Origin of the sequence: Streptomyces sp. NPDC091371 (assembly GCF_040684275.1) — a bacterium.
In the GTDB taxonomy this organism is placed as follows: Bacteria; Actinomycetota; Actinomycetes; order Streptomycetales; family Streptomycetaceae; genus Streptomyces.
On the sequence record NZ_JBFBFP010000024.1, the window covers coordinates 1 to 11954 of the forward strand.

Genomic DNA, 11954 nt, shown 5'->3' on the forward strand with positions numbered 1-11954 from the left:
ACCGCTCGGGCCAGGGCGGCAGCAGCGGCTCGATCAGCTTCCACAGGTCGTCGTCCACGATCCACGGCCGAGTACTCACACGACCGTCAACGGCCAGATTATCACAACGGACACGCTCGACCTGCACATCTCACCAAGATCGTGTTACGAGCTCAAAGAACTGCTTACAGACAGACGCGACGAGCGCATCCTGACTGACCCGCAGGGTTGTCGGTCACGAACCCTCGCCGCGCGACCGGGGCGGGATCACGTGGTTTGCGATCCCCCGAGCGTGGTCGTCACTGTGGCGTAACGGAAATCTCTGGTCTCTTGTAGGTGACCAGAACCCCGCCCGAGGTGGTGAACTCTTCTCGCCTGAGGCGAAGCGTGCATAGGCTTGAGTCGCGGCAGTCCTCCATGGTGGCCAGTACAAGCGGGATCGACGCAGCTAGGTCCCATGATGAGGACAACAGCACGAAGGCCCCCAGGCGAATTGCACCCGCCAGACGAAAGGCGATGGTGACTTCGGGTACTGCCCCGCGCCCGGCCCTTGCTGCGGCCCTGCGCTCCCGCAAGCCGGAGGCGCAGCCGCACGGCGTGCCACGATCCCCTTCCGGCCGTAGGAGCGTAGAGCCATCACAAACATGCCAGGAGTCGTTGCCGCTTCGCAGCGCCATACACAGCGAGATGTCGTTCGCACTGACCATGATCGGCAGACTGTCTCGTTCTGTCATGACTTCGGCACCATGGGTGGCCGTGAACACGCTGCCTCCGAGCAGATCCGCCACCTTCCTGGCGACCGTCTGGTCCTTCACAGCGACCCGCCATCCAGACAGGGTCACTGGACGGCCGTCAACGCGCGCCATTGCAGAGAATCTCCCGACGAACCCCTCTGCGACATCACCCGGCATGTGCTTCATGCCATTCCTGATCGCATAGTCGGGGACAGCGGTCTCATCCCAAGGTGCTCGGCATCTACGGGAGAGGCTCCGTCCCACCTCGCCATGGCGTTCCGGCCCCCCGTCCTCATCGCCGACGTCCGGCGATGAGGAGTTGGTCGCGCGTTGCGGCGTCGCCGCGCAGCCGCCTGATCTTGCCGACCTCGAGCCACCAGGGCAGGGTTCATCCTCCGGCCACTGTGATGGCCGTTTCCCGTGCCCCAGCGGCAAATGGCTCCCACACCAGTGAGGCGGGCCGGGTGAAGACGAGGACGTCCTCGTGCTGGACGACGGAGAGGGGAATGCCCTGGCGGCGCGCATCGCGGACGTTCTTCATCTGGAAGAAAGAGGGGCGGGTGATGAGCTGACTGTCGCGGATGCCGGCGAGGAGAGCGACGCAGCGCTCGGTGGGGATGAGGGCGGCGGCCCGTCCGGCGGCGAGGACGGCGGATGGCAGGTCGATGAGTTCGCCTCGTTCGCGCCAGGGGCGGGTGGTGACGACGGCCGTACCGCCAGGGCGCAGCATGATGCGGCACTGGGCGAGGATCTCCGTGAAGGCGGTGAGGAGCTGTCCGGTGGGGACGTGGGCGAGGTTGGCGGGGTCGTGGCTGTAGCGGTAGTCCTTCTTGACCACGCCTGCCTCGCCAGTCTCGCGGGTGGAGCGGACCTGTCCGTGGACGCTGGGCCCGTAGGGGGGTGAGGTGACTACGAGGTCCACCGTTCCGTGCAGGGCTGCCGGGATGAGCTCGGTGAGCTTGCGAGCGTCTCCGCAGTGGACGGCGCCGGAGCCGGTGCCGCCTTCGTGTGCAGCGGAGGCGGCGTTGAGGCGGGCGAGGTGGGCCCACTTGGGTTCGTACTCGACGCCAAGGGCGCTGCGGTGGAGGTGGATCGCTTCGACGAGGGTGGTGCCGATGCCGCACATCGGGTCGAGGACCAGGGCGCCGGGCTTGGTGTAGGTGCGGATCGCGTGGGCCGCGATGCAGGGGAGCATTTTGGCGGGGTGGGCGGCGGAGCCCGGTACGTAGCGGTCCCTCCGCTGAGCGGGGGCGGAGGTGGGGGCGGTGTTCCACACTGAGATGGGAGCAGGCATGGGCGGTCTCTCCTCGCGGCCGTCAGGCGTGGTGGATCGCGGATAGGACGATCAGGTCGCTGTGTGCGACGCCAGGGCTGGCGTCGATGGGCGGGGCGGGCACCAGGTGGTTGCCGGAGGGGTGAGCGTGGGCGATGACGATGTGCTGCAGGTAGCGGAACCCTGCGGTGCGCGCGCTGGCGATGAGCGAGCCGAGCGGGTCGGTGAGGATTCCGGTGTCGCGGCGCTGGCGCGTGGCCAGGAGGAGGAGTCCATCGTGGGGAAGGACGCGGTGGGCGCGGTGGAAGAAGCCGGGCCAGCCATCCTCCATGGCTCCGGGCATCTCGCTTCCGGCGGCCGGGAGGTCATCGTGGGGTGTGGGGAGGGCGTCGGGGTGGAGTTCGGCGAGTAGGACCTGGGCCGTGCCGGTGGTGCCGCCGGCATCGGTGTAGGTCGTGCAGCGGGCACGGGCGTCCATGCCGGGGGCAGCGTCCTGGAAGGAGATCTTCAGCAGGACTGCGGACGTGCGGCCGGGGCGGCGGGTGTATTGGACGCGGATGGTCTCGACCGCCCAGTCGGGCAGCACCCTGCCGGGGGCAGGGGCCGCGTCGGGCTCGTTGGGGGCTGGGAGCAAGATGGTGGTGGGCAGCGGGCGAGTGCTGGGAGTGGGAGCGGTAGCTCCACGGCGAGGCGAGGTATTGGGCATCTGCGGGTGGGGCCCGGGGTTCTGGGATGACGGTCCGTCTGGTGCTGACGTGAGGGATAGGGACGTGGCCGGGCCGGATTGCCATCGCCGCTGAAGGCGTTCGATTCGCACGCGGGCGAATGAGGCCAGACTGCCCACCCGGGGGATCCTCGGCCGCTCCCGTTCCCTTTAGCAGGTCAGACTCCTGCGGCCCAGGGTCGAGCCACCTGCGAGCCACTGCCGAGCCACCCCCCGCCTGCGGTGCGACCGGTGGAAGACCCGGCCGGAAATTTCTTTGTGTTCGAAGTGCGGCTGTGCGGCTGGGTGGCCGCCGCAGGCCAGGCGGGGTGGGCCGGTCGTGGGCCATCGCACAGAGCGGACCAGTGCACCGGGCAGGGCGCGGGCGTCGCGCGCGAGGGGCCCGAGCGTGGCACGGCGGGCTGAAAGGGGTGGCGACAGAAGTTGTCCGCCACTCCTGCAAGGAGAAGTGCCATGCACCACATCGCCCGTCCCTCCCACCGCTCGGACGCACGTGCCGAAGGGCGTTCCCCGCTGCGGAACCTGGAGGAGTCCTTCCTGGCGCTCGCCGCTGCCGCCGCCCCGCTCACGCTGCCCGCGTACCTGGTCTGTGAGGAGCCCGACAGCCTCGTGCTGCCTGTCGACCAGGTCCGCACCCGCCTCGCGCACCCCGCCATCACGCCGGCACTGCGTGAGCGGACCTGGCGTGAGGTGGTCCGCCGTGCCCAGCAGCTCGGCGAGCCCTGGGACACGGTGGCCGTCGCCATGACCGTTCCGGTGTTGCGCCGGATGCTGGCCCGCCTGGCTCGCCCGGCGCACCTGGACCGCGACGAGGTCGAGCAGGAGGCCCTGGCCGCTGTCGCCACTGCCCTGCCGGCGGTGGACGTGAATACCGCGGATGTGAGCCGGGAGCTGTTCTCCGCCGCCGACCGGGCGGTGCACCGCCTTGTGTACGCCGCGCACCGCCAGGCGGGCCGGGAGAGCGGCCTGGCGGCAGCGCACCTGGAGCGGCTCACCGATCACGTTGTTCACGCAGCCGGCCAGGAAGCAACCGGAGCCGCTGATGAGAGCGAGCATGGGGACGAGTTCACGGTGCTGGCCCGCGCGGTACAGGAGCGCATCGTGAGCGTTGCCGAGGCGCGACTGATCGCCCGTACGCGGCTGGAGGGCGAGTCCATGCAGCAGCTGGCCGCTGAGCGGGGGGTGAGTGTGCGCCAGCTCTACCGCCACCGTGCCGCCGCCGAACAGCACCTGGCCGCGCACCTGAAGCTGCGGATGCGCGGACAGTGACGTGACCCGTTAGGGGGATTCGCGGTCGGTGGATGTCAATTTCCTTGCCGCGGGTCTCCATTACCGGTGAGCAGGTACTGGATGCGCTCCATGCACCCGGTGTTGCTTATCGGCGGTTCCCTCGCAGCCCTGAGCTGCCAGGGAACCGCCGGCCAGGTGGGGTGAGCAGGCCCGTCTCGTGCTGACACCCGAGTCCCTTTCCTGATGCCCGCCCTGTGAGTAGGAGGACGGCTCCGGGCCAAGGATGCGTGCTCACCCCGCCCTGTGCACGACACCACGGGACGCGGCTCCGCTCCGCGATGCCGCTCACGCCCTGCTCTTCTTCGCTGCTGTGCCCCTGATGGAGGTGCCTGCGCCATGCCCAGCAAGCTCCGCCGCCCGCGTCGACCGCCGGCCAACCCGGCTGGACGGTGGACGATTCGGATCACGTTCACCAACGTGTTCGCCGTCCTCGTCACTCTGGTACTGGCTCGGCCCGCGTGGGCCGTCGCGGACATCCCGACCGTGATCACGAACCTGCGCAACTGGATCGTCGGGATCCTCGCCGGGCTCGCCACCTTGTTCCTCACCTTCGGCGGACTGCGTTACCTGATGGCCGGCGGGGACCCGGGGGAAGTCGAGGCTGCCAAGCGCGCGGTGAGGGCCGCCGCCATTGGTTACGGGCTGGCGCTCCTGGCTCCGGTGTTCGTGACGGTGCTGAAGGGCCTCGTCGGGGCGGACGGATGAGGCGAGTGGCGACCGGCATCCGGCGACGGGCTCTGGCCCTGGCTGTGCTGACCACCTGGGTGGTCCTGGCAGTGGTCCCGGTGCCGGCTGCGGCTGCCTCCGTATCCTCGTACACACCCGCTTCAGTACCCGCGGCCCCGGAGCCGCCCCGGCCTCAACCGCAGCCCGCGCCCGGCCCCGCTCCCTCACCGGCTCCGCTACCGGCCCCGAGTCCAGGGCCCGCACCAACTCCGGTACCCGGCCGTCCCGCTCCGCGGCCGGAGCGGCCCTCACCGCCCGAGCCGGCACCCGGCCTCGTGCCTCGGGCGTGCGAGGTGGAGGGCTTCCCCTGCGAGACCGAGGGCGGTGGCTTCGGGGACCTCCTCGACATCCCCGCCATGATCGTGAATGCGATCACCTCGTTCCTCGGCATGCTGATCGAGCAGATCATGAAGCCGGTCCGGGAGTTCCTCGCCGACACCCTGCTGGCCACCCCCGACGTCACCCAGCACGCCGACATCAAGAAGCTGTGGGCCGCCATGCTGGGACTCACGGCCGGGATCTACGTGCTCTTCGTGACCGCGGGCGGCATCACGGTCATGGGCTACGAAACCGTCCAGACCCGCTACGCCGTCCAGCAGATCGCCCCCCGCCTTCTTCTCGGAATGGCCGCCGCGGCGACCTCGTTGACCGTTATGGGCAAGGCCATCAGCCTGTCCAACGCCCTCGCCCACGCGATCATGGCCACCGACATGTCGGATGCCGGGCAGGGCATGGTCGAACGCGTCCTGCCCTTCGCGCTCTTCGGCGCTGCGGGCCTGAAGCTGTACTTGCTATTGCTGGCGATCATGATGATCGCGCTGGTGCTCGCTGTGCTGATCGGCTTCCTGGTCCGCGTCGCTGTGATGGCGTTACTGGCCGTTGCCGCACCCCTGATGCTGGCGTGTCATGCCCACCCGCTGACTGATCCTGTCGCGCGGCTGTGGTGGCGGGGCTTGGCCGGATGCCTGGCCATCCAAATCGCGCAGTCGCTGACATTCGTCCTCGCGTTGAAGCTCTTCTTCGCGCCCGGGGCCACCACCCTGGGCATCCCGAAGTCCGACCAGTTGGGCACGATGCTCGCGGGACTGGCCTTGTTCTGGGTGCTGTTCAAGATTCCGGGCTGGACTCTCCAGGTCGTCCTGCGCGGCACGCCCGTCCACAATCCGCACGCCCCGGCGGCCGTGCGGGTGCTCAAGCACCTTGCGCTGTACCGGCTCATGAACCACTACGCGCCCGGAATGCGCCTGCTGCGACGCCCCGGAGGTGGAGGCGCCGGCTCCGGATTCGGCCTGGGGCGCGGCGGACCGGGAGGGGGAGGTCGCCGTCCAGGGGGCGGCCCGCCCAGGGGCGGTCGGGGCGGACCTGGTGGCCGCCGTCCGTCATCGCCTGGGCGTGGGATCGGGCCTGGTGGAGGGATCCGCCGCCGGGGCCGGGCTCTGCTGGCTCGCGGCCGTGCCGCCCTCGCCGGTGCCCCTCCCCGTCCGGGAGGAGTCGGCCAGCCCCCGCCCGGCATCCCGGCCGTCCCCGGCGCACGCCGGGCAGGCGCCTCGAACACCAGGAGGGCCCGGTCGGCCGCAGGCAGTCAGGCCGCAGGCGTACCGAGTTCACGCGCAGGCCAGGGCTCCCGGCGCCGCGTCCCGGGTTTGCCGCCCGTCACCCAAGCACTGAGAGGTCCTCGTGCCGTGATCCATCCTGCCCAGGCCCGCCGTAGAAGGCAGCTGGCTCTTCCCATCACCGCCCAGCGCAGCCCTGCCGGTCCGTCCCGGCCCACTCAGATGTGGCTGCCGATCCCCGCAGCACGACTCCCTGCCTCGTCGGCGTCCGCGTCGCGCGCTCCGGCCGGCACTCCGGCTCCGCCCTCCCCTGCCCCCTTGCCAGCGCCCGCATCCCGCGGGCGCCAGTTGGCCCTGCCCATTCCCGCACGCCGCGTACGGGTTCGCCCAGCTCGCCCCGTGCAGCTGAGACTGCCGCTCGAACCGCCCCGGAGGTGACCTGCAATGACTGAATCCGACGACACAACTGATGTCCCGTGTTCCACCCGCATCCCGGCCGACATCTCACGCCCCGACCGCCTGCTGGGCCCCTTCACCGCCCGGCAGACCGCCATCCTCGCCGTCGCCGCGCTCGTGCTGTACGGCGGCTGGTGGGCCACGCGCCCCTTCATGGCACCCGTCGCGTACGCGGCTTTGGTGGTGCCGGTCGCCGGGGCGGTGGCGGCCCTCGCGCTCGGCCGCAGGGAGGGAATCGGCCTGGACCGCTTCCTGCTCTCCGCCCTCGCCCACGCCCGCGCGCCCAAGCGTCGCGTGCACGCCCCGGAAGGCGTTCCTTCTCTGCCCGGCATCGTTCCCGGTCACTGGGCCCAGGCGGCAGGCCCGCCCCCGGCTGCCATGCGCATGCCGTATGACGGCATCGGCGCGGGTGGGGTGCTCGACCTGCGTGGCGAGGGGAAAGCCGCGATGGCGAGGTGCTCCACGGTCAATTTCGAGCTGCGCTCGGCAGCCGAGCAGCAGGGTTTGACCGCCGCATTCGGTCGCTGGCTCAACTCCCTGACCGGTCCCACCCAGGTGCTGGTGCGCTGCCACCGCGTTGACCTCTCGCCGCTCGCTGACACCCTTCAGCACGATGCCGCCGCGCTGCCGCACCCGGCACTGGAGCACGCGGCCCGCGCGCATGCCGACTTCCTCGCCGACCTCGCTGCAGGCGGCAACCTGCTCGGCCGGCAGATCGTGCTGGTCGCCCGCGAGGAAACCGCAGCGCACGGTGTGCGGCGCTACGTAGGTGAGGGACGGGTCCTCCAGCGCATCCACGAAGCCGCCCGGGCGCTGGCCGCTGCCGAGGTCACCGTCACTCCCCTGAGTGCCGAGGAGGGAGCCGGCCTGGTTGCCGCGGCCTGCAACCCCGACACACCCACCGCACCCGACAACGCATCGGAAGGTGACCTCGCATGACCCCAGTCCTCTTCGGCCGCCACCGCACCACCACCGAGACGCCGACCGTCGACAGCGCTCGCCTGCTGGAGGTGGCCGGGCCCGAGGCCATGGAGGTGCACGCCCGCGCCCTGGCCATCGGCGCGCATCTGGCGACCACGATGGTGGTCACCGGCTACCCGGCCGAGGTCACCCCGGGCTGGCTCGCGCCCTTGCTGAACTTCCCCGGCCACCTCGATATCGCACTGCACATCGAACCCGTGCCCAACCCCGTCGCGGCCGCCGGATTGAAAAGGCAGCGCGCCCGGCTGGAATCCGGCCGGCGCTCCGGCTTCGACAAAGGGCATCTGGATGACCCGGAGGTCGAGGCCGCCGCCGCGGACGCAGCAGACCTCGCCTACCGCATCGCCCGCGGCGAGGGGAAACTGTTCCACGTCGCGCTGTACCTGACCGTGCACGCGGCGGACGAGGAGACCCTCGGCGAGCAGGCCGCCGCCGTACGCGCCGTCGCCGAGTCGCTACTCATGACGCTCGCGCCGACCACCTACCGGGCCCTGCCGGGCTGGCTGGCCACCCTGCCCCTGGGTATTGACACGCTTCGGATCCGTCGCACCTTCGACACCGCCGCGCTCGCCGCGTGTTTCCCCTTCACCAGTCCCGACCTGCCGGTCGCCACCGGCGAGGAAGGCGTCGCGTCGGGAGTGCTGTACGGGCTCAACACGCTCTCCGGCGCTCCCGTGGTGTGGGACCGCTTCGCGCAGGACAACTACAACTCCATCACCCTGGCCCGCTCCGGTGCCGGCAAGTCGTACCTGACCAAGCTCGAACTGCTCAGGCTGCTGTTCACCGGGGTGACCGCCTCGGTGATCGACCCGGAGGACGAGTACGTCCGCCTCGCCGAGACCGTCGGCGGGCAGGTGGTCGCCCTCGGCGCGGACGGTGTACGCCTCAACCCCTTCGAGCTGCCGCCCGCCGCCGACCCATCGGAGGATGTACTGACCAGGCGGGTGCTGTTCCTGCACACCTTCCTCGCCGTTCTGCTGGGCGCAGAACTCACCGGTGCCGAGAAGGCACTGCTGGACCGGGCGATCTTCTCCGCGTACACGCGCGTCGGGATCACCGCGGACTTCCGCACCTGGCAGCGCACCCCGCCCACCCTCGCCGATCTGGCCACCGTACTGGCCGAGGAGGCGAGCGAGGCGGCAGCCGATCTCGCCGAGCGCCTCACCCCGTACACCAGCGGCTCGCACGCTCAGCTGTTCAACGGCCCCAGCACCGTCTCGGCATCCGGCCATCTCGTGGTGTTCGCGCTGCGCCGGCTCCCGGAAGAGATCAAGGCCCCGGCGATGCTGCTGGCTCTGGACGCGGTCTGGCGGCAGGTCACCCACCGCCCCGATGCCGGACGGCACTTCGTCGTCGTGGACGAGGCGTGGCTGCTGATGCGCGAGGGAGCCGGTGCCCGCTTCCTGTTCCGGATGGCCAAGGCCGCCCGCAAGTACTGGGCCGGACTCGCGGTGGTCACCCAGGACGCCGACGACGTGCTCGCCTCCCCACTCGGGCGGGCCATCGTCTCCAACGCGGCCACCCAGATCCTGCTCCGCCAGGCTCCGCAAGCCATCGACACCATCAGCGAGAACTTCCACCTCTGCCACGGCGAGCGGGAGTTCCTGCTGTCCGCGACCCGCGGCGAGGCCCTGCTGCTGACCGGCGACCGCCGCCACAAGGTCGCCCTGATCAGCATCGCCGCCCCCGGCGAGCACGAAGTGATCACCACGGACCCGGGCGAACTCGCGGCCCAGTACTTCACCGAAGAGAACCCCGATACTGATGGCCTTGCCATCGATGAACCCCTCGGCGACGACGAGGAGTGGGAGCTGTGACGGCGTCCGTGTGGCAGCTCGCCGCGCAGCCGGGCGGGCCGCTGGTGGACTTCCTCACCAACCCGGGCAGCTTCTGGACGACGGTCAGCGGCATGCCCGTCAGCTGGCTCAGTGGGCAGACAGCAGCGTCGGCTTGCGGCGGGGCCACAGTCGTGGCCGGCGGCTACGCGCTGAGGCACGGCCTGAATCTCGCACAACAGCGCCGCCTCGCCGAGGGATCGCGGTGCGTGGAAATCCTGGCGCCGCCTGCCGTGGCACCTCGGGGCGGTGAGGTCCTGTGGGCGCAGCTCGCCGGGCTGCTCCGCCCGTGGTGGCGCCGTATCACCACCGGCCAGCCCCACCTCGCCTTCGAATACACCTGGTCCCACACCCGGCTGCGCATCTGCCTGTGGGTACCCGGCACCGTGCCCCTGGGCCTGGTGCGACGCGCGGTGGAGGCCGCCTGGCCCGGCGCCCACACACGCCTGACCGAGCCCAACCCACTGCTGCCGGCCGGGCAGACCGTCACCGCCGGGCGGCTTCGTCCCGCCCGTCCTGATGTCCTGCCCCTGCGCACCGACCACACCGCCGACCCGCTTCGCGCACTGCTCCAGGCTGCCACCGGCATGGCAGAGGAGGAGTCCGCGTGCGTGCAGATCCTGGCCCGCCCCGCCACCGGCCGCGCGCTACGCCGGGCCCGCCGCCAAGCCCGGCGGCTGAAGGCCGGGAGTGGCCCGGCCCGGCTGCCCGCTCTGGCCGCGCTGCTCCTGCACCGTCCTCAGCGAGCCGCGGCCGGAAAGCTGGACCCCGAACACTCCGCCGCCGTACGGCAGGCGGCGGGGAAGCTCTCCGGCTCGCAGTGGCAGTGCGTCATCACCTACGCCTCCACATGCAACCCCAAGACAGAGCGCGCCGACGAGGTCGTGCGGGGGCGAGCACACGCCCTGGCCTCCGCATTCGGCCTGTACGCCGACCGCAACTACCTGGTCCGCACCCGCTTCCCCCGCCCCGAGCAGCCTGTGAACGCGCGGCGCTTCCCCCTGCGTGCCGCTCTGCTGTCGGTTCCGGAACTCGCAGCCCTGGCCCACCTGCCTCTCGATCCGGACGCGCCGGGCCTTCAGCGGGCAGGGGCTCGCTCCGTGCTGCCGCCGCCCTCCGTCCCCGCCCCCACGCCGGGTGCCGGCGTCAAACCGCTCGGCCGATCCGACGCAGGCGCCCAGCGCGGCGTCGGCCTCGCGGTCGCCGATGCCCGACATCACCTCCATGTCATGGGCGCGACCGGCTCCGGCAAGTCCACCCTGATCGCGAACATCGTCCTCGACGACGTACGCAACCACCGGGGCGTCATCGTCATCGACCCCAAGGGCGACCTCGTCACCGACCTCCTCGACCGCCTCCCCGACACCTGCGCCGACCGCCTCGTCCTCATCGACCCGGACGACCCGCACACGCCCCCGTGCCTGAACGTGCTCGACGGCGCGGACATCGACGTCGTCGTCGACAACATCACCGGAATCTTCCGCCGGATCTTCACGGCCTTCTGGGGGCCGCGCACCGACGACGTGATGCGGGCCGCCTGCCTGACCCTGCTCAAGCACCGCGACCGCACCCACCAGCTCGTCACCCTCGCCGACGTCCCTCGCCTGCTGGGCGAGAGCGCCTACCGGCTGCGCATCATCCCCGCGCTGACGGACCCGGTGCTCCGCGGATTCTGGGCCTGGTACGAGTCGATGTCCGAACCCTCCCGGGCTGCGGTAGTCGGCCCGGTGATGAACAAGCTACGGGCCTTCCTCCTGCGCGACTTCGCCCGCCGGGCCATCGCCGCCGGCCCCTCCACCTTCGACCTCTCCCAGGTCCTCGACGGCGGCATCCTGCTGGCCCGCCTACCCAAAGGCGCACTCGGCGAAGAAACAGCACGCCTCCTCGGCTCCTTCATCGTCGCCGGCACCTGGCAGACCGCCTCGGCTCGCGCCCGCCAGCCCGAACACCAGCGGATCGACGCCACCTTGAGCATCGACGAGGCACACAACTTCCTCACCCTCCCCTACCCGCTGGAGGACATGCTCGCCGAGGCCCGCGGCTACCGCCTGTCCATGCTGCTGGCCCACCAGCACCTCGCCCAGCTCCCCCGCGACCTGCGCGAAGGAATCTCCGCCAACGCCCGCAACAAGATCTTCTTCAACGCCTCCCCCGAGGACTCCAGCGCACTGGAGCGTCACACCCTCCCCACGCTGGGCGCGCACGACCTCGCCCACCTCGGCCCCTACCAAGCCGCAGCCCACCTGCTGACCAGCGGCGCGGAAGCCGCCGCCTTCACCCTCACCACCCGCCCCCTGCCACCCCCGGTACCCGGGAGGGCCAAGGACCTGCGCGCCGCCGCGGCCGCCCGCACCGCACCCCGGCCGGCCACCCGCCCCTGAAACCGCCCCCAGCCCTCCTCCC

The 11954-nt window shown here is 71.0% G+C and carries 9 protein-coding genes; 6 read left to right on the forward strand and 3 right to left on the reverse strand.

Going from position 1 to position 11954, the window contains the following annotated elements; genetic code table 11:
- Positions 1-278: 278 nt before the first annotated feature.
- The 3 genes from AB0O21_RS24270 to AB0O21_RS24280 all read right to left on the reverse strand — a co-directional run bounded on the left by AB0O21_RS24270 (position 279) and on the right by AB0O21_RS24280 (position 2620).
- Positions 279-899 (reverse strand): hypothetical protein, encoded by a 621-nt coding sequence (locus tag AB0O21_RS24270; RefSeq protein ID WP_365173791.1) that lies wholly within the window; start codon positions 897-899, stop codon positions 279-281.
- A gap of 202 nt (positions 900-1101) precedes the next feature.
- Positions 1102-2007 carry a DNA methyltransferase gene (locus AB0O21_RS24275; protein ID WP_365173794.1) on the reverse strand — a complete coding sequence of 302 codons (906 nt, stop codon included), beginning with the start codon at positions 2005-2007 and terminating at the stop codon, positions 1102-1104.
- A 22-nt stretch (positions 2008-2029) separates the two neighbouring features.
- A complete protein-coding gene (locus AB0O21_RS24280; RefSeq protein ID WP_365173796.1) occupies positions 2030-2620 on the reverse strand; it encodes a hypothetical protein in 591 nt (196 codons plus the stop codon).
- Between the two features lie 543 nt (positions 2621-3163).
- Here AB0O21_RS24280 and AB0O21_RS24285 point away from each other — a divergent pair.
- The 6 genes from AB0O21_RS24285 to AB0O21_RS24310 all read left to right on the forward strand — a co-directional run bounded on the left by AB0O21_RS24285 (position 3164) and on the right by AB0O21_RS24310 (position 11932).
- Positions 3164-3979, forward strand: coding sequence for a hypothetical protein (locus AB0O21_RS24285; protein WP_365173798.1), 816 nt, complete (start codon positions 3164-3166; stop codon positions 3977-3979).
- Positions 3980-4336: 357 nt separating this feature from the next.
- The gene (locus AB0O21_RS24290; RefSeq protein WP_365173801.1) at positions 4337-4705 is read left to right on the forward strand and encodes a pilin; all 369 of its coding nucleotides are present in this window, start codon (positions 4337-4339) and stop codon (positions 4703-4705) included.
- Between the two features lie 314 nt (positions 4706-5019).
- A complete protein-coding gene (locus AB0O21_RS24295) occupies positions 5020-6717 on the forward strand; it encodes a hypothetical protein (protein ID WP_365173804.1) in 1698 nt (565 codons plus the stop codon).
- A gap of 6 nt (positions 6718-6723) precedes the next feature.
- Positions 6724-7674 carry a PrgI family protein gene (locus AB0O21_RS24300; RefSeq protein ID WP_365173807.1) on the forward strand — a complete coding sequence of 317 codons (951 nt, stop codon included), beginning with the start codon at positions 6724-6726 and terminating at the stop codon, positions 7672-7674.
- A gap of 89 nt (positions 7675-7763) precedes the next feature.
- A complete protein-coding gene (locus tag AB0O21_RS24305) occupies positions 7764-9533 on the forward strand; it encodes an ATP-binding protein (protein WP_365173988.1) in 1770 nt (589 codons plus the stop codon).
- On the forward strand, positions 9530-11932 hold the full coding sequence (locus tag AB0O21_RS24310; protein ID WP_365173809.1) for a DUF87 domain-containing protein: 2403 nt from the start codon (positions 9530-9532) through the stop codon (positions 11930-11932). Before AB0O21_RS24305 ends, AB0O21_RS24310 begins: the two co-directional genes overlap by 4 nt.
- The last annotated feature ends 22 nt before the right edge of the window (positions 11933-11954 follow it).